Source organism: Sphingobacterium ginsenosidimutans (assembly GCF_039536865.1).
GTDB lineage: Bacteria > Bacteroidota > Bacteroidia > Sphingobacteriales > Sphingobacteriaceae > Sphingobacterium > Sphingobacterium detergens.
Genome location: NZ_BAAAZK010000006.1, coordinates 121,527 through 140,374 on the forward strand (window position 1 = coordinate 121,527; position 18,848 = coordinate 140,374).

Annotated in this window: 15 protein-coding genes; 6 read left to right on the forward strand and 9 right to left on the reverse strand. The window is 38.8% G+C overall.

Annotated features, from left to right (window positions below):
- Nucleotides 1–101 precede the first annotated feature (101 nt).
- The 7 genes from ABFX33_RS11165 to ABFX33_RS11195 all read right to left on the reverse strand — a co-directional run bounded on the left by ABFX33_RS11165 (nt 102) and on the right by ABFX33_RS11195 (nt 9,492).
- Nucleotides 102–806, reverse strand: coding sequence for a hypothetical protein (locus ABFX33_RS11165; protein WP_346086141.1), 705 nt, complete (start codon nt 804–806; stop codon nt 102–104).
- A gap of 403 nt (nt 807–1,209) precedes the next feature.
- Entirely contained in the window at nt 1,210–2,088 is an 879-nt protein-coding gene (locus ABFX33_RS11170) for a hypothetical protein (RefSeq protein ID WP_346086142.1), read from the reverse strand.
- A 1,456-nt stretch (nt 2,089–3,544) separates the two neighbouring features.
- Nucleotides 3,545–4,057 (reverse strand): KdsC family phosphatase, encoded by a 513-nt coding sequence (locus ABFX33_RS11175; RefSeq protein WP_346086143.1) that lies wholly within the window; start codon nt 4,055–4,057, stop codon nt 3,545–3,547.
- A gap of 14 nt (nt 4,058–4,071) precedes the next feature.
- Nucleotides 4,072–5,121 (reverse strand): N-acetylneuraminate synthase family protein, encoded by a 1,050-nt coding sequence (locus ABFX33_RS11180; RefSeq protein ID WP_259185916.1) that lies wholly within the window; start codon nt 5,119–5,121, stop codon nt 4,072–4,074.
- A 5-nt stretch (nt 5,122–5,126) separates the two neighbouring features.
- Nucleotides 5,127–5,864 (reverse strand): cytidylyltransferase domain-containing protein, encoded by a 738-nt coding sequence (locus tag ABFX33_RS11185; protein WP_346086144.1) that lies wholly within the window; start codon nt 5,862–5,864, stop codon nt 5,127–5,129.
- Between the two features lie 14 nt (nt 5,865–5,878).
- On the reverse strand, nt 5,879–6,859 hold the full coding sequence (locus ABFX33_RS11190) for a GumC domain-containing protein (protein WP_346086145.1): 981 nt from the start codon (nt 6,857–6,859) through the stop codon (nt 5,879–5,881).
- A 98-nt stretch (nt 6,860–6,957) separates the two neighbouring features.
- The gene (locus ABFX33_RS11195; protein ID WP_346086146.1) at nt 6,958–9,492 is read right to left on the reverse strand and encodes an SLBB domain-containing protein; all 2,535 of its coding nucleotides are present in this window, start codon (nt 9,490–9,492) and stop codon (nt 6,958–6,960) included.
- 304 nt (nt 9,493–9,796) lie between these two features.
- On the opposite strand from ABFX33_RS11195, the gene ABFX33_RS11200 reads away from it, so the two are divergent.
- The 5 genes from ABFX33_RS11200 (at nt 9,797) to ABFX33_RS11220 (ending at nt 14,370) form a co-directional block, all read left to right on the forward strand.
- Nucleotides 9,797–10,711: a DUF5106 domain-containing protein gene (locus ABFX33_RS11200; protein ID WP_346086147.1), complete on the forward strand. Its 915-nt coding sequence runs from the start codon at nt 9,797–9,799 to the stop codon at nt 10,709–10,711.
- A gap of 3 nt (nt 10,712–10,714) precedes the next feature.
- Nucleotides 10,715–11,185 carry a S24 family peptidase gene (locus ABFX33_RS11205; RefSeq protein ID WP_346086148.1) on the forward strand — a complete coding sequence of 157 codons (471 nt, stop codon included), beginning with the start codon at nt 10,715–10,717 and terminating at the stop codon, nt 11,183–11,185.
- Between the two features lie 230 nt (nt 11,186–11,415).
- Nucleotides 11,416–11,685: a PqqD family protein gene (locus ABFX33_RS11210; protein ID WP_346086149.1), complete on the forward strand. Its 270-nt coding sequence runs from the start codon at nt 11,416–11,418 to the stop codon at nt 11,683–11,685.
- A gap of 21 nt (nt 11,686–11,706) precedes the next feature.
- Complete coding sequence (locus ABFX33_RS11215; RefSeq protein ID WP_346086150.1) at nt 11,707–13,335, forward strand: ABC transporter ATP-binding protein; 1,629 nt, start codon at nt 11,707–11,709, stop codon at nt 13,333–13,335.
- Nucleotides 13,336–13,455: 120 nt separating this feature from the next.
- A complete protein-coding gene (locus ABFX33_RS11220) occupies nt 13,456–14,370 on the forward strand; it encodes a hypothetical protein (RefSeq protein ID WP_346086151.1) in 915 nt (304 codons plus the stop codon).
- Nucleotides 14,371–14,487: 117 nt separating this feature from the next.
- Here the strand turns inward: ABFX33_RS11220 and ABFX33_RS11225 are convergent, their stop codons facing one another.
- Entirely contained in the window at nt 14,488–16,053 is a 1,566-nt protein-coding gene (locus tag ABFX33_RS11225) for a S41 family peptidase (protein WP_346086152.1), read from the reverse strand.
- A gap of 90 nt (nt 16,054–16,143) precedes the next feature.
- Nucleotides 16,144–17,424: a replication-associated recombination protein A gene (locus ABFX33_RS11230; RefSeq protein WP_346086153.1), complete on the reverse strand. Its 1,281-nt coding sequence runs from the start codon at nt 17,422–17,424 to the stop codon at nt 16,144–16,146.
- Between the two features lie 310 nt (nt 17,425–17,734).
- Between ABFX33_RS11230 and ABFX33_RS11235 the strand changes: the two genes are divergently transcribed.
- Nucleotides 17,735–18,832, forward strand: coding sequence for a tetratricopeptide repeat protein (locus tag ABFX33_RS11235; RefSeq protein ID WP_346086154.1), 1,098 nt, complete (start codon nt 17,735–17,737; stop codon nt 18,830–18,832).
- Nucleotides 18,833–18,848 lie beyond the last annotated feature (16 nt).

Here is an 18,848-nt window from a genome sequence, read left to right on the forward strand (position 1 = left end):
ATTAAAACATGAAAATTTCTTGTGGAAAATTATTTTATTAATCACAAAATCAACATGAGTCGATTGAATGAAAACAAACCTTAAATCGCTTATTATAAGAATCAAACGCATATTAATTTATCATTTATAGGTTGATCCGCATCAACATTAGTACTCAAATTAAAAATGAGAAACATTAAGTAATAAATTATTACATCCATAAAGTCAATAAAAAACACCTGATCAGTAGAAGCTCGAATTAAAAGAATTGCAAACAATCCTTTATAAAAAATATTCCCTTTTACGAAGAAACATTTCAATATAATCGCAAAGAAGACTAGACTAAAAATGCCCCAAAAATAGTGGGCAGAAAAGAATGAGTTATGTAAATTGAAATCAAACCTTTCGAACACAGGATCATTCAATGAAACACCAAAAATAAGTGCTATCGGATCACCTGTCATTTTACTCAAATACAGTTGATTAATATCCTCCCTTCCCGTCATATCCACCCCCAATTCAATAAATCGTCCAAAAGACGATTCGTATAATTGCATAAGCAATTGATAATTCGTATAGACAAAAACGCCTGTTACAGCAGTGATAATTAATATTCGCTTTACTTTAGAAAACGTTGAAATAAAACTAAATTGATAAAAGAAAACGAATAGCAACAGTAACAGAGAAACAATAATTCCAGAGCGTCCAACCAACAAAAGAGCTAAGACAGAACAATTCAATGCGGGTAAAATATTGACCTTTTTATTCCATCGAAAATCTTCTATATAGTAATAAATAGTATATAGCAGTGCATAAAAGCTTACCATATTTCTACTTCGTTGATATAGTATATAATCAGGATCTACACCCCGAAAAATATTAAAATAAATAAACGAGCAGTAAATAATCAAAATAAACGCGTATATCTCAGGGCCAATCCTACGTTCTAAGTAGAACTGCAAAATTATCCCAAAGAACAGTTGATAAACGATTAAACTACTGTTGACGTAGAAACCCTTAAAAAGAAAACAGATACCGCCAAAAAAAGATAAGACTCCGAAAACACTTGTATAGAAGACATTCCTTGACACTGATCTAAACTCAATACAAAAAACACCCACTAAATAAATGAGCATGACCTGCATAGGAATCAAGCTGGATGTGGAAAAACCCAAAAACAGCAAGTGGTATAGTAGAACATATACACTGTACCTATTTAAAGCCGGTAGTTTAAATTGCATCTATAATCGTATTGTTTATATCAGTCAGATAAAGTAATGCACTCGATCCATCATGGTACACAAAAAGCTCCTTTGCAAACTTATGGAATGTTAACAAAATCAATTCCACCATAACATTATTAGATAAAACGAGATCAAACTCAAATTCGCTACTGAATTGTTTAATCCTGGGATGCGGTTTTAATATCAGTAAGGTATCTCCAGTTTCCGATTTTTTTCTATCTTGAAAAAGATGTTCGATGTTTTTGTTATAATCCCAATTTGTGAGATAAAGATAAACTGATTTCCCTTCAACCATCTCTTGATATTCCCTTCTTTCTTCGACTGTAAGGATTTCATCACAAATCTCATTCAAATTGTCGACAAATGGCTTACGAAAACTAAATCGCTGATTTCTAAAATCCGAAACGTGCCGTTTATGTTTGGGGAGATCATATAGATAGATACCTTTCACAAATTTGCTATCACCAAAATGTTCTTTATTGCCTAAAAATTTTAAAAATCGATATAAAATCTTACTCTTACATCTTGCGCTCAACAAGTCATTTCTGTAGCTCCCATACCCCTCTTCATATACAAAAATCTCCTTCGTTTTTATCTTAGATAACATCCAGTTAGTCTGAAGTCCATAATCTGAATCAATAAATAGTTTATCGTTCGCATTAATCACCTTTTTTAAGAACGAAAGCAATTGACGGTAGGAGTCAAAATAAAATTTTTCCTCCCAATATATGCTATTTTTAATCTTTGTATAAAACTCAGCTCCTCCATGGAAATCACCCAGAAATACAAGTGTTTTTGCTCCTTCAACATCAATGTTATGAGCATTACAATACTGTAAAGGGGTGCTTACTAAAAAATAGTTCATTTTTATATTTTAAGAAAGTCAGGATCTTTGATAATACGCATTATTAACGTTATAATGTTATTAATCGAACGCCAATTCAAACTAAGAAAAACTACACTTGAAGCTGCAATGAAATAGGATATATAATTTTCATTAATAAAAAGAACTGGACACACAACGAGCAATGGAATATACAAACGATAACTACAGCCGAAATCAATGATCTTTAGAAGGGATGCCGATTTTCCCGATAACAAAAGGTAAACTTTATTTGCCAGAATAATATTAAATATAAAATAGGAAAAGGCCGTACCCAAAATTGCGTACGCTAATTCAATCTTAAATATGGAGATCAAAACAAGCGATAAGACAAAGCACATAATCAATAGCGCAAAGGAAACTATCGCAAGATAGCGTTCCCCCCTTTTCGCGATAATTAAACTTTGAAAACCGAAACTGTTCGCCAATAATACAACTGATATTACAGCCGTTAAAAACGATTTATAAGTACCTTCATAACCAGGCATAAACCTAATAAGGATTGGATAACAGATCAATGAACAATAAAATCCCAAATGAGAGAATGTCAAAAAAGCTTGTCTAACCCGTACAAGTAATTTCATGGATTCCTCCTTCGACAAAACATTAAATCTATTCAATAATTTTGGCCAAATTAAAAATGATAGGGAATCCGTGATCAAGACAATAATATTTGCTATTGAAAATGTAAACGTAAAGAAGCCAAACTCCTCTATAGTATAGTACTTACTAACAAGCGAACGCACCGAAATAAAAATAAAATAGAAGCTCGCATTATAGAAAAATAAGGGGAGTGCCAAGCCCAAAACCCGCTTCAGAAGCCTAATATCTAAATTAAATTTCACTGCAAATGGCATCCTGAAAATCAAAATAAGCAATGCAATAATGTTAGATAAAGCATAAAACCATAAAATGGATTGAAGGAGATGTTCTCCATTAAAAAAAAGCAATGACGCCAAAGTTCCTAATGGCAAAAAGGACTGCACCAATGAAATAGGGATTAATTGGTTATAAACTCTTAAGACATTGGAAAATAGCGCTATAAAATAACCTGATGAAAAAATAACAAGTGTAAAAAGGAAAAAACGTTCAAGTTCATATTTCTCCCCAATATGTGCCACAAATACCAAAAAAAGATAGCAGCTAAGAGCAAAAATGTTTAAAATAGCAATTAGGAAAACAGAATTTCCAACAATATAAGATATAAATTGTGTTCTGTTTTTGTTAAATGAACAGAACACATTTACTGCATTTGCAATGCCTAGATTAAAATAATCAAAGTATTGAAGCACCAATGATATAAAGGCCCATATCCCAAAATAATGCGGTCCCAGTTTTACAGCTAGCAAAAAAGCATTCAGGAATTGTATTCCGAATACAAAGTATTTAGAAAACAAAAATACTAAGGAAGAATTAACCTTTTTAACAGCCGTCATAATTACTGTCTATTTAATTTGACTTTATGCCGTATCAATTCTTTAATCAAATCTTCACCGATAATATACTCGACGAATTCTCGAAATACTCCCTCTCCACCCTTCTTTTCGCAAATGTGAGAACAAATCTCCTTAATATAACTCGGAGCACTGGATGGGCATGCTGAGAATCCGACGTTTTCCAAAACTTCGATATCATTTAAATCATCTCCAATATAGGCCACATCCTCTAAAGCGATATTTAATTCTGAACAAACTTCTTCCAGTAGCGTTAATTTATCTTTTACACCAAGATAATACCGTTCAATATTTAACTTTATCGCCCGACGTCTGACAATCTCAGTTTGCTCCCCCGTAATGATCACTACCGGAATATCTAAAGCTTTGGCAAAGAGGACTCCCGCACTATCAAGTGTATTAAATTTTTTTAATTCATTGAAATCAATATCATAATACATACCACCATCGGTCCATACTCCATCAATATCTGTTGCTATTAGCTTTGGTAATTTCATTATGATATGAATATTTAAAAATTGATAAAGGCGCTATAGATAATTTCATCTTTTGCAATATCCTTGTTAATAGTTTTACCTATGATGGTATCTCTTTCTGACCACTTCAACCCGTCACCAGGGGATAGCAAATGAAGATCATCAGCTGTAATAATATCACCCGCTTTAAGATCTTTTAATGTTGCTATTGAACGTTCCAATTTAACTTTTGCAGCCTTTACATCATCTTCAATAAAAATATCTTCTACACCTAAGGATCCCTCAAACAGTCTGATATCACGAACCATCCTGTTCACACCATCTGGTCCTAACGATCCCGCTTGGTCAGTCCCTTTCATTCTTCTATCTATTGTGATATGTTTTTCTATAATTTCAGCCCCCATAGCAACCGCTGCGAGTGGAGTAGCGATGCCTATTGTATGATCCGAATATCCAATCTTATAGTCAGGATAATTTTTCTGCAAAAAAGGAATCGTGTTTAAGTTGGTATTTTTAGGATGAGTTGGATATTGTGATACACAATGTAAAATACTCAAATTATTATGATATTTCGTGATTACACCAATAGCATCATCTAGTTCCTTTTTACCCGCCATACCCGTAGAAACAATAATCGGAATTTGGGTTTCTGCCAATGCTTCCAATAAAGGAAGATTGGTCAAATCCCGGCTCGCAACCTTCAGATAATCTGGTGTAAAAAGCTTTAACAGTGAAAGACATCCAATTGCACATAATGTTTCCACAAAATCAACACCTTTCTCTTTGGCATATTTATAAATTTCAAAGTGTTGCTCATCATTCAACTCCAATACCTCACGATGTGCTCCGTAAGTGCTTGCAAATGCATGTGGTGAATTGTAAGCAGCATCCATTTGCGATTTCGACAACTCTTGTTTCAAATCTCTTTTTGTCAATTTTACAGCATTCATTGGCTGCAATTTTAAACCAAATAGATCTTCTTCAATTGGCCGACAAGCTAAATCTATGATTAGTTTCGCCAAATCAACGGAACCGTTATGATTTTGTCCTATTTCACCAATAATATATACATTTTTACTTTCCATATCTTTTATTTTTTATTGCTCATAATAATTGTTTCCATTTTTTTTAATAATTTCTCATCGCGGCTTATCCGCTCCGCAAGCTTTTCAAAAGGTTCATTAAGAAAACCTCTATATTTTTCACCTATTGACAAAAGATTGTCATAGTCCTCCGGAGTATCAATCGTTAGCCGAATGCGCTCAAAGTCTTGTTTAAATATTGTAAGCTCGACCAACTTGACATTATAATCTTTAGCATTCGTATAGATGCCGTAAGTCACGTGCTCCTTAATCTTAAGATCGTCAACAGATTTATCCAACAATTTAAGCGCCTCCAAACGCACAATCTCACCAAATACGCCAAAATGCGTGAGTACCGTAGGCACATTTTTATAAGAAAATGAGAAATAATCACAATCTTCTGCCCTATACTGCTCAACTAGACTCTCCAGTTTGTGAAGATCAATCAATGGACTATCGGAGCATATTCTGATTACTGTATCAAAGTTATAATAAGATGCGGCACCAATGTAACGCGCAAGAACATTATTTTCATCTCCTCTATAATAGGCTATTTGGTGAGTTGACAAATAGTCACACAACTCATCGTCATTTTCATTCGTAGTCGTTGCAACGACAATCGGCAAATTCAATTGTCGCAATCTCTCGATCAAAAAAAGAAGTATAGTCTTACCTTCAAAAGGTTTTAATATCTTCTTAGGCAGTCTAGTCGAGCCTAATCTCGCCTGTATTATAATACCAATCATAAAGCTTATTTAACTCAATCTTTCATGGAAATGCGAATTGTATTCAAGACTGTTAATACAATAACCGTCATAAAACAAAGAAGAAAAGCCCCAATAACCGCTCCCTTTATCAGCCCCATTTTGCTCTCCCTAACAGGATAAACTGGGTTATCGATAATCTGAATTAACGGTGCCTCCTTCATTAACGCAAGCTTTGATAGTTCCAAATTTTGTAAAAGCTGAGCTAAAATTGTTTTATTGGTTTCCGCGGAAAACTGCGATCGCTGCGCAGGAACGACCCTAAGGACTTGCTTTGTCGGATTTAAATTTGGTGTATTATCGATTGCAACAGCTGCAGAAGAGATTGCTCCATTCATTGCAGCTCTTACAGAATCTGTCTTATGTTGTAAGATGGAAATATTATCCAATGATTTTTTTGTCTTTGTCTTTATATAGAACTCGTTCACTTCTGCAACAAGTGCTTCGTTAAATTCCTTGGCAAAAATTTCATTTGTTCCTGAAACATCGATTTTTATAATAGACAATTTTTTATCAGGTTTTCCAACAGCCAATTTTTTTGCATTGATATCGTCGACAACTTTACTAATAACACTGTCCCTACGTCGTTGCATAATAGCACTATTTTGGTGCTTCAGAGCAAAATCAACCATTAACAGTTCTGGTCGCTTCTTCTTCCATTCCTCCTTTAGCTGCTCCATATCAAAATAATGGTCCAATAACACTTTGGATGAATCACTTTGAGATGGCTTTAGAAGCGCTGCTTCAATCATTGTCCTTGATTTATATAGCTCGATTAAATTATCGCCTTGAAAAATTCCTCCGTTTCCCCCTCCAATATCCACTCCCATCATGGAAGCTATTCCCGCATATTGTCCTAATCCATTACCAGGCTCAGCACCTTCCAATACAAAACTGGTTGTAGCTGTATAAACCGGTTTTTTTATTTTAGCATAAAGTATACCTGCCACTGAACCTAAGATAACGGCAAGAATCAAAACATACCATTTGGAGATTAGGTAACAAATCCAATTCTTAATACTGAGAATGAGTTCTTTTAACGTAATATCAGGTTTATTTTTTGTCTCGGTCATATCTATTTAAACAAACTCACAATAATTGCCAATGTTGATGCGATCCCTGTTCCAATACCAATCCAAGCCTGTGAACTTAGCTTCTCTCTCGGAGCACGTTTCGGAACAACAATCTCAGCTCCAGGTTTCACGTCTGGGTAACCACCATCTTTCCCTTTTACAGCACCATTGGCATACTGAACAAAGACACGTTTTTTCAATGCATTATCCGTAAACCCGCCAGCTTGATTGATATAGTATTTTAGGTTTTTACCTTTTACATATACGACGTTATTTGGATTCAAAACCTCACCCACGACCTTAACCGTTTCCAGTTCTTTTGGCACTGTAATAATATCGCCATCCAACACCAATAAATCGCCGCGCTGATAAGGATTTTCCAGTATTTTGTTCAACTCAATCCCAACAAGGTCACTCGGCTCAACATCAGCTGCGGTCATCCCTTGTTGAGACACTTTCGCCAAAGCGCTACTTTTTGCTTTAGAGTTGTCAGCATTCTCTTCATCGGACTCCTTATCTTGTTTATTTTTCTTGTTATTATTTCCTTCTTCGTCCAAGCTATCTTTCTCCAACTCTTTTTTAAGACGTTCTTTCTCTTTTTTCTCCGCCTCCTTTAATTTAGACATCCCTGTGCGTTTTAAAGAAGCACCCTCGGTATAAGCATAAGTGGTTAATCCACCAGCCCGCTTGATGATATCGGAGATACGTTCATCCTCACGTGAAATGGTATAAATACCCGGATAGAGTACCTCACCCTCAATCGTCACTTGTCGCTGTGTACGGAACCCAGCGTCTCCTAATACCGAAACAACATCGTAAGGTTGTAAAGCGATAGTCGGATCTGTAAGGATACCATCTTTAATATCGACTAAAATCGTTTGCGAAGAACTATGATCATCTGCATTGCGCTGTTTAAGTCTTCGAGCAATCTCCACGCGTGCATTTTTAGCAGCCTCAGTAAATCCACCAGCTTTTTGAATAACGTCACCTAACGTTGCATTACTGGCGAAAGGCAGATCCCCGGGGAAACGTACTTCGCCTTGAACGGTAAATTTATATTCGTCACGTAAATCAAAAATAGAAGCGATTTCGATCTTGTCCTCACGCTTCAATGGTATATCAGCAACTGTACCAGCCAATACTTCGCGTACATTAAAATTGATCAGTTCTGAAGTATTATCTGCTTTCAGGCGATTGATGATACCACGTTCTAAAAAAGCATCCTCACGTACACCATCGGCCATTTCAAGCACTTGCTTGAGCGTCAGACCTGACTCTAAACCAAATATACCCGGACGGAATACCGCACCAAGCACAGATACCCGATTGGCATAACGTTCCAATATCGGCTCAACAACATATTGATCTCCACCCTTAGGCGTATAATTTGCGAACTGGTCAGCATAGACATCTTGCACACTGCGCTCACGTCCTGTTGTTTGCAAAACTTTGATCTTCGCAGTATAGGCATTCTCTGTAAAATCGCCCGCATAACGCAAGATATCGGATAAGGATTCTCCTGCTACAGTCTCGAAAATAGCAGGTCGCTTTACTTCACCCTCAAACTGCACACGCGCTCCATATACAGGAATATGGATAATATCTTGATCCTGTAAACGTATATTACCTTGTTGTATACCATTCGCCAAAAAATCATAGACATCAATTGTGCTGACGACACGATTACCACGGATCACCTGGATCTGACGGTAGGTACCATTTTTATTAGGACCTCCAGAAGCATAAAGTGCATTGAAGACTGTAGCTAAAGAAGGTAAACTATAGGTACCAGGTTTGCTAACAGCTCCGGTCAAGGTAACGCGGATCGTGCGGATATTTCCAATTGTTACACTGACATTGGTCCTTCCCGAACGGATTGCAGGATAGGTTCCACTCAAACGCTGTTCAATCTTACTCTTCGCCGCAGCGATCGACAAGCCCGCAACATTAATCTGACCAACATATTCCACCTTGATCATTCCATCTGGGCTGACAGGAAGTGTATAAGAAGCTTCATTATCACCAGTGATATCCAATAAGATCTCATCATCAGGACCAATGATATAAGAACTTGGCGTCGCCATCCGAAGATTAGGTTCAAAAGTAATACTATTATTTTTAAACAAGTCCGCGCCAAAAATCTTCAATTTTCCATCATCATGCTGAACGGAATCGGGATTATTATTGCGTTTATTTTGTAAGGAATCTGTCGTATTTACCCCCCCCACTTGACGACCAACTGCCCGTCCTGTGGTAGCGGTCGTATGAGTTCGCTGTGATTGATCCGGTTGTTGTTTCTTACGCTTAATTTTCGCCAAACGTTCTTTTAATTTTTGTACTTCAACAGCAGACACCCCTTGCGCACGAGCAAAACCATCTAGCTGACTTTCATCATAGCCCATTAAGGCAGCTTGTTTTACATATTGCTCTATCTGTGCATCTGTCAGATTATCTACTTTGATATTGGCAGGATTGGTCTGTGCGTATACTGAGCCCACAAATCCGATCATGCAAAACCATAATACTATTTTTTTCATTCGATATATTGGCGTTTGCCGCAAAATTAGTAAAACTATTTAATTAAATCGTTTAAAATATTTACACCAGTGGTTCTAAACAGGCAGGAAAGAGCTCTCTACCTCCTCGCATAAATCTTTCGCTATTCAGGCATCTAACGTAAAAAGGCTTTCTTTTGCTACGACTTGTCCCAAAGAAATCAGGAACTTCAATTTAAATAGTGGCCAGGCACATGAGCAGCTGTAACCTCAATTAATGCTGTTGATTCTATCCATGGAATCCTGAAAGTTTTATTAACTTAGCGAAGTTAAGCATTAAATTAGAATGAAAAGTTCAACTCTTGGTTTTTGGTTGCCGATAGGCATGATTGTAGGTCTTTTATGGGCCTGTGATGGAAATAATAAATCAAAAAAAGAAAGTAACGAAACAATACCGCAAAAAGCGGGTGCCATAAGTGCCGCAGATAGTAGCTTGTTACATTTCTGGGATAAGTTCGACATGAAAGACACTGCTCAGGTTAAAAATCCAGACAAAGGAGAGCAGCAGCTCGCTGATTTTATCGGATTATTATCAAAAACCCCTGATTCCGCTATGCGGGACAAAGCGTTAGACCTGATGTTAGACAAAGCCAAATCCAATAGAACCAGTTTCGACTACTTCATCAAACTATACGAACGTTATCTCTATGATGGTAATTCACCAATGCGAAATGATATCATCTACGAATCTGTTCTACGTTATATGATCAAAACTGACCTATTATCGGATCTAGAGAAAGATGCATATAGACCTACCTATAAATTAGTAATGCGCAATAAGGTAGGGCAGCCCGCAGAGGACTTTAGTTATGAATTGGCCAATGGAACAAAACAAAAACTATCGCAGACAAAAGCTAAATATACCTTCTTGATCTTTTACGACCCGGATTGCTCGCATTGCAAAGAAACCATCCATCAACTCCGCGATACGCCACAATTGGTTGAGTTATTCTCGCAACTACAAGTGCAGGTATTAGCCATCGACCCTTGGGGAGATCGCAGTAAATGGAAAAATTATATGCCTGAAATGTCCGAAAAATGGATCAATGGTTTTGATGCCGATAGCAAAATACTGTCGTTCAACTTGTATGACCTCAAGGCATCTCCAACAATATATCTGTTGGATGAAAACAAGAAAGTCCTATTGAAAGACACGTATCTACAACCGGTGATCCAATATTTTGTTCAACCCAATCAATAATATATGGCTGAACATTCGGAAGACAATAAGGCACGTGTTATCTCCAATGAGCTCTATTTTGCCGAAGTACAAGATATGCTAAATGAGGGCAAAGAAGTTCGTATCCGTATCAAAGGCGGGAGCATGCGTCCATTTATTCATGACGGAGACAGCGTTTTATTACAGGCTTATCGCGGTGAACCTTTGCAACTAGGCAGTAATATATTGGCCAAACATGAGGGGAAATATGTTTTTCACCGTTATGTAGGAGAAAAGAATGCGCAGATCGTATTGGCAGGCGATGGCAATCTTGTATTGCGGGAGTATATAAGTAGCAAAGATATTATTGCGGTCGCTTCTATTCATTTTCCACAAAACTCAGCATTGGAAATTAATTTAAATCGTAGTTGGGCGAGATTACGCGGCTTAGGATGGTATCATATTCGTCTGCTACGCCGGGTTATTGCAAAACTGAAACGCTTAATAGCCCGATAGAACAGATCCTGCTGAAGAAACTGAAATCTATAACGACAAATAAAAAGGTTGAAAAAATAATTATTAACTTTGATTTTACTTATTCTATTTAACCCTAATAGGTGATATACCCAAATACGATAATCAAGTAAGGAAAATTTGGGTATTCAATAGGATATTAAAACCGCCGAAGGCAGCATGAGTATATTAAAAAAGGAAAATTAGCTCATGAATAAACAGATAATTTATATATGAAATTAAGATCGGATTTAGTATTGAGAACAATTGGTTCAGATCATTTAATTGTTGACCCGAGTCAGGAAATGGTTGATTTATCAACGGTATACACACTAAATAGCACTGCAGCATGGCTTTGGGAGCAATTAAAAGAAAAAGAGTTTGACACAGCTACAATCGTTAAACTACTCTGTGAAAACTATGAGGTGGAAGAGGAACAGGCGCAATCCGATGCTAAAGTTTTACTTGGAGATTTCGAAAAACAAGGACTATTGGAAAAATAACCTTTCCATTGATCTATCCGAATGAATAATAACAGCCTGAAACAACATGTGCGCTGGGCATGGTCAATCAGCGAAGGCTACCGTGGTAGATTGCTCCTATACTTTGTATTGGAGCTGATCTGTATCGGTCTTTCCCTGACCTTTGTATACCTGTCCAAAAAAGCAGTTGATGTGGCGACTTCCCCGGGAGTATTATCCCTTAAATGGCTGTTGATCGGTATTATTGGAAGTATCACGCTAAATGTGGCTATAAAAGGCTATTCAGGCCGTCTTCTGGAGCGTGTCAAGCTCATGCTTACACTCCAACTGCAACGGACTATGCTCGATGCACAGATGTTATCCGTATGGAAACTGATCAAAAACTGGCATACAGGTGATATCCAGATCCGGATTCAGACCGACTGCGAAGAAGTTGCCAATACCATTGCCAGCACGATGCTTTCCTTTGTATTGACGATTATCCAACTATTGGCTTCGGTCGGTTTCTTATGGTATATGGATCCGATGCTTGCGCTTATGATTCTTGCCATATCACCTTTATTTGTATTTTCAAAGATTTACTTCCGCAGAATGCGTAAATTGAGCAAGGAGGTAAAAGAGGAGGAAAGTAATTTCTCAAAAGTTCTCCAGGAAAATTTACGTTTCCGTTTGCTTATCCGCGCCATGGGCATTTTCCCAAAAAGGAGGGCAAAATTGACAGCTAGTCAACAGCAGCTTTTTTTACTGAAAATGCGTCAGATTAATTTTTCAACCTATACCCAAGGCGCTATGAAAGTCGCCATGAATGCAGGTTATTTGGTCGCCTTTATCTGGGGAGTCTATCGGCTACAATCCGGACAGATTACTTTTGGAACAATGACGGCCTTTTTGCAATTGGTCGCGCGAATTCAAACACCAATTCTTGCATTGATTGCTTATATTCCAGGTTTTGTTCGCTTTCGGGTATCTGCAGATCGGCTACTGGAATTACAGGAAGGTGAGATTGAACCTCAAGTAAAACAGGAGCGCCTGAACAAAACACAAGAACTCCGTATCCGTGATCTCTCCTTTCGTTACGAGGACAAATGGGTATTACAACAGTTAAACCTTTCGCTAAAAGTCGGTGAATCAACAGCAATTATCGGCCCAAGCGGAAAAGGAAAAACCACTTTGATCCGTCTATTGTTATCGCTGCTCAAAGCTGAAAAAGGCGATATCACATTGGTAGATATCGATGGAGAACGATCGTTGGAGGCAAAACATCGCGTCAATTTTGCCTATATCCCACAGGGCAATTCACTCTTTAGCGGAACAATCCGGGAAAATCTTCTCCTCCATGTGAAAGAAGATGGAGCGCTAGACATAGATCAGGCGCTATGGTTGGCCTGTGCCGAATTTGTATTTGACTTTCCGGACGGGGTAGATACCCTCGTAGGGGAATCTGGCATGGGTTTATCCGAGGGACAAGCGCAACGTATCGCTATTGCCCGCGCGCTGATGCACGATGGTGATATCTGGCTCTTTGACGAAGTAACCTCTGCCTTGGATAGAACGACTTCAGATATGCTAACACAACGTCTGCTCGAATATGGAAAACATAAAATATGTCTATTTGTAACACACGACTTACATCTCGCAGATAAATGCCAACACCGCATCTATCTCGATTAAAGTAATCACTGTGATTCGCAAAATACAGATAGTTATGAAAATAATCCGGACATACAAATAAATAAAAGACGAACCGAGCACATGAGCTCATGAAGTATTTATTCACATAGGAACTGAATTATGAATATAGAAAATTCACTGGAGTTATCTCAAACCCGTTACCGCATCGCTGACTTAATCTTGGAGTTTAACCATCCAACACCTATTGCGTTGAATGATATCCTGGGGTCCTTTCGGGATTTTCAGATCGGTATTGCTGACGATAAAGCTGATATTACAATTAATATCAGTCTAGAAAAAGCACCAGTAACAGCGGATATGGGATTATTGCGGACAGATGATTCTATTGCTTGGGGAGATCGCTTTCGTTTTTATGAGAAAGAGGACACATTTATTACGACAATAGTAAATGATAACGGGAATGGAACTTGGTATCAGTATAGCAACCGCAACTTTGAGCGATCTACGATTTATGTTCCTGAGAGCTCAGCAGCTGAACAGAGTGCTGTAATTACCTGGATGTCCATGATGATATTTGGCCAAGCCAGCCTTCTGCATGATACCATTATGATCCATGCCTCCGTGGTCAATCATCAAGGTACTGGAATCGCATTTTTAGGGAAAAGTGGAACCGGAAAAAGTACGCATAGTAGACTATGGCTTACCCATATTCCCAACACTGTATTGCTCAATGATGATAATCCGGCTGTCCGAATAACAGCGGAGGGCATTTTTATCTATGGAACACCATGGAGTGGCAAGACACCTTGTTATATAAATGAACGATTACCGCTAAAAGCCTTCGTGCGGTTACAACAGGCTCCAACCAATACCTTTACCTGGCAACCGGGACTCAAAGGCTTTATTGCTGTTTTACCAAGTTGCACGGCAATCCGATGGAATAAAGATCTCTTTGCAAGTATGAATACAATTTTGGAAAAAATTGTAGGTGAAGTACCGGTAGGTTATTTACAATGCTTGCCCGACGCGGCGGCTGCCCAGCTGTGTCATTCATTCATATTTGGCAGTAAATAATTCGTATTGAGATTTCTAATAAACTAAGAGGTCACAGGATGACTTAATTATCCTGTGACCTCCATATCTCTCATAGCTATTCTCATACTTGCTCTCTTCGCAAGTAGCAACACTAACTTATTTAATCCTTGTCTTAATCATGCCACGCTCTGGCCTTGTATGCATTTTGCCCTGTTCCACTGTTTGGATTGTACGTGCAGAAATACTGCGCATAGCTGCCCGTGATTTACTTGTGGGAGCTGCATCAGCTAAAGCCGTTGCCAGCATTTTCTCCTTAGGATCTCCGACGTCAGCTGAAACATCGTCACCGATACCACTCTTATCAGGAACTAGACCGTCCCAATAATCACGCAGACCGGATTCAGTTCCCTTGTTATATTTCTCGCCGAGATTTCCGCGTGAATTCTTCAGAATAAAGGAAGCTGGCCAATAAGATACTTTGTCCCGGACTTTCTGTTCGAAAAACCCAACGGGTTTACCATAGGTTCTGGATTCAGTGGCTATAATCTGAACTGGAAGATGCGGAGTAAGCACATTGACCAGCATCTCAGCCGCTGAAGCAGTCTCTTCGCTCACCAAGAAATAAACTTTATTAAGATTTAACGTACTTAGTCCGTCAAAGTAGGTATCATGCATATTCAGTTGATCTCTTAAGTTCTTTGCTGCATCCGACTGCATATACTTATTCATTTCATAGGTCAGCATCAGTTTACCTTTTGTCTTGGCGCCGCCGATCTTATCCGCAACATAGATAGCCGCATCTACATAGCCGCCGCCATTGTAACGAAGATCAACAATCAGGCTTTTGATCTGTTTGGCTTCATATTGGGCAAAGGCCGCATCAATATTCTTCTGATTTTGATTTTTACTGCCAATCTCCTCAAAAGAAGATAAGGCCAAATAACCGACATTATTATTACTGTTGAGATAGATCGTATCCTTGTAGATCGGATTGATCACATACGAATTGTTATAACTCATCGCTTTTTCGAACAGCTTATTATCCGCACGTTTCACCTGCAATGTAAGATTTGCTGCATCCAATGCTGAATTGATTTTATTTCTCAATCGACTATAGGCTGCAGCATCTTTTACTTCGCAGGTTCTGCCCCCATCCGGACAATTGACTTCGATCGAATAGTTTTCCTTATCATTATTGACAGCTGTAATGATATCTGCACGTTTAAATCCCGCCAATTGCGCTGGAGAGCCCCCTTCAACAAAGGAAATATAAGGTCGTGCAGTAGCTGCATCCAAAGAAAACCATTGCACGGAGATGCCATAGCCTTCGTTGTTATCCATCTTTGTACTGGCCTGCTCGGAGATATTGTAACCATTGAGACCTTCCATAAAGGAAAAGCGGTCAAAAACCCCTGCGTAACCAGCCGCCACATGGACAGGTGTCAGCCTTTTGAGTGCATCAAGCACATTACTTGCCGAACCATATTGATCGGTATACTGAGCCGGATTTTTTAAATAATCCGGAATAGATCCATCCGCCCATACGGAATAGAGCTTATAATATTTATAAATATCGTCTTTAATAAGCTGACCTTCGGTACGGTCAGTTGGTTCCGGCTCCGGTTCGGGCTTTGGATTATCCTTTTTACAGGAAAGAACAGTAAGTCCGATCAGCGCTATCGCTGCCCAACGCCCTACTTGCTTTAGAGGCACTATGTTCATATGTTGAAGCAATTTGTAAAACAAATATAGATATTAGTATTGAGTAGTTAGTATTGGGTATTGAGATTTTGTAGCGGCATTTTTACTTTCTCAATATCTGTATTTCTCTTTCCACTTGTCCCGAAGGCTCTGTCGGACCTTCTCCTCCTGAGGATTTTGTCCCGGTTCGTATAATTTTACACCACTAACCTCTTTGGGTAGAAATTCCTGTAACACAAAGTTCCCAGGATAAGCATGTGCATATTTATATTCGGCTCCATAGTTGAGCTCCTTCATCAGTTTAGTCGGCGCATTGCGGATGTGTAAGGGAACCGACAGATCACCGGTTTGTTTCACGAGCGCCTGTGCCTTATTAATGGCTTCATAGGATGCATTGCTCTTGACCGAAGTTGCAAGATAAATGACGGTTTGCGAAAGAATAATGCGTGATTCGGGCCATCCGATGACGTTCACCGCCTGGAAACAGTTATTCGCCAACAAGAGCGCATTGGGATTAGCATTGCCAATATCTTCAGAGGCCAAAATCAATAACCTACGCGCAATAAATGAAGGATCTTCTCCCCCTTCGATCATTCGGGCAAGCCAGTATACGGCAGCGTTCGGATCAGATCCCCGTATAGATTTTATAAAAGCTGAAATAATATCATAATGTTGTTCCCCAGCTTTGTCATAGATCGCCATATTCTGTTGTACCTGCTTCAGCACAAAAGCATTGCTAATGGGTTCCTTATGGAGAACTGCGGCATTGACAACAAGTTCAAGCACATTCAACAGCTTGCGTGCATCACCACCGGACAAGCGCAGCAACGCCTCATACTCTTCAACAGCAATCGCTTGTTTTTGGAGATACTCGTCCTCATAAAGCGCCTTTTGAACCAGACCAATAAGATCTGCCTCTGAGAGATGCTCCAACACATAAACCTGACAACGGGATAACAAAGCGGATATAACCTCGAATGAAGGGTTTTCCGTTGTCGCGCCAATCAGTGTCACCAAACCGCGCTCAACGGCTCCCAGTAGCGAATCCTGTTGGGATTTGGAAAAACGATGTATCTCATCAATAAACAGAATTGGCTGATCCTGATTGAAATTCATCAGTCGCTCGGCTTTATCAATGACCTCGCGGATATCTTTTACGCCAGCCTGAATTGCACTCAGGGCAAAGAAAGGTCTATCCAGCTCCTTTGCAATCAACAGCGCTAAACTTGTCTTTCCAACACCCGGAGGCCCCCATAATATCATTGAAGGGATATTCTTTTGTTGGATCGCATGATAAAGTACTGCATCGGGACCAACAATATGCTGCTGCCCCACATAATCTTTCAATTGATGTGGTCGTAATCGTTCTGCAAGAGGGATACGTGTTGCCATAGTACAAATTTAAAAATTAAACCCTACAATAACTAAATATTTTAGTGTAGTCTGATGAAGTATACCCAAGCAGTAAGCGTGTAACTAAAAAAGAAAATAATCGGTAAGCCACAGGCTTGTTCCTCCAAGGTCTCAATACTAACTACTTCATACTCAAAAAACACTTTAACATTTTTTCACACAATTTTTCTTCATATTTGCTCTACTATTAAAGTTCTTTATGGCAGAGCAGAGATCGATAAATTGCTTTTGGAATACAATTTATCTAAGTTTGTATTAGACGCTAATTGACGCGTAATAATGAATGAGTATGACGAAATACTGGACCTTACTTTTGACTGCCCTAACCACGACCCTTGGAATGAGCGGAAAGGTTATGGCGCAGAATACCCCAAAGGACTATACTGGGGCGATAAAAAAATATGATGCTTCATTTAGCGGCGTAGGTCCGGAGGTGTATTTCCTACCTCCTCCAAAGACTGAAAACGAAATTATTGAAGACAATTATTCGAACAAAAAAAGCTTTAGCAAGGAAATCGCCAGGCAACTGCTATTCCAACGTTTATTACTGCAGTTGAAAAGCACCAATAATATGGGGCATTTTCAATATCTGATGAATCCCGTTCCGGCTAATACCACAGCATGGAATAATACCATCGAAAATCAGAAAAAAGCAGAGAACTGGATTGCAGGCTATGCCTTAGCCAATGAAGCTGCTCTATTTGCAATTAAGAATAATGATAGTAGTGCTGCTTCAAAATTTCTATATGATGCATTATCATTAGCAAATCGTACTGACAACAAGGATGATATTGCAACAATCAACTTGAACTTGAGCAATTTTCAATTGTATCATGGCGATTTCGACAAAGCCGAAGAAAGTGCCCAAAAATATCATAGCTATGCCACGGTAAGCAAAAGCTATCTCGAGCAGGCCAATGCCTGGTTATTAATTGCCATGGCCCGTGCAGGACAAAAAAACTTTAAGGCCGCCGAAAATAACATTATCCGAAGCGCTATCCCCTTATTTAATAAAGCAAAGGCTTATGAAGGTAAAATATTCGCATGGGAGATGCTGGCGGAGATCTATTTTAAACAAAACAAATACACCGAGGCACAATGGTTTTTATTGCAGGCACGTGATCTAGCCAATGCAAAAAATCTGAGTGGTGAACTTGCGGAGATCGAATATCTGCTTGCCGCTTCCAAGCAAAAGGATGGGAATTACAAAGTGTCTATCAAAGAATTTATTCAAGCAGCTGAATTGGCCGCAAACGAGAATAACAAACAGTTGTCGTTGGCGATATTAGACAAATTGGGCGAAGTATACCTTGTATTGAAGGACTACCCTTCGGCCGACCAGACTTACAAGGCTTATACACAACTGAAAAACGAATTGTACAATTGATTGATCTTCGTAAGAT

Bases quoted from the DNA above. Each gene is read 5' to 3' on its own strand.
- ABFX33_RS11170 (WP_346086142.1), bottom strand. From the start codon at position 2,088: ATGAACTATTTTTTAGTAAGCACCCCTTTACAGTATTGTAATGCTCAT.
- ABFX33_RS11205 (WP_346086148.1), top strand. From the start codon at position 10,715: ATGGCTGAACATTCGGAAGACAATAAGGCACGTGTTATCTCCAATGAG.
- ABFX33_RS11235 (WP_346086154.1), top strand. From the start codon at position 17,735: ATGACGAAATACTGGACCTTACTTTTGACTGCCCTAACCACGACCCTT.
- ABFX33_RS11185 (WP_346086144.1), bottom strand. From the start codon at position 5,864: ATGATTGGTATTATAATACAGGCGAGATTAGGCTCGACTAGACTGCCT.
- ABFX33_RS11175 (WP_346086143.1), bottom strand. From the start codon at position 4,057: ATGAAATTACCAAAGCTAATAGCAACAGATATTGATGGAGTATGGACC.
- ABFX33_RS11210 (WP_346086149.1), top strand. From the start codon at position 11,416: ATGAAATTAAGATCGGATTTAGTATTGAGAACAATTGGTTCAGATCAT.
- ABFX33_RS11225 (WP_346086152.1), bottom strand. From the start codon at position 16,053: ATGAACATAGTGCCTCTAAAGCAAGTAGGGCGTTGGGCAGCGATAGCG.
- ABFX33_RS11215 (WP_346086150.1), top strand. From the start codon at position 11,707: ATGAATAATAACAGCCTGAAACAACATGTGCGCTGGGCATGGTCAATC.
- ABFX33_RS11165 (WP_346086141.1), bottom strand. From the start codon at position 806: ATGGTAAGCTTTTATGCACTGCTATATACTATTTATTACTATATAGAA.
- ABFX33_RS11230 (WP_346086153.1), bottom strand. From the start codon at position 17,424: ATGGCAACACGTATCCCTCTTGCAGAACGATTACGACCACATCAATTG.
- ABFX33_RS11180 (WP_259185916.1), bottom strand. From the start codon at position 5,121: ATGGAAAGTAAAAATGTATATATTATTGGTGAAATAGGACAAAATCAT.
- ABFX33_RS11200 (WP_346086147.1), top strand. From the start codon at position 9,797: ATGAAAAGTTCAACTCTTGGTTTTTGGTTGCCGATAGGCATGATTGTA.
- ABFX33_RS11220 (WP_346086151.1), top strand. From the start codon at position 13,456: ATGAATATAGAAAATTCACTGGAGTTATCTCAAACCCGTTACCGCATC.
- ABFX33_RS11195 (WP_346086146.1), bottom strand. From the start codon at position 9,492: ATGAAAAAAATAGTATTATGGTTTTGCATGATCGGATTTGTGGGCTCA.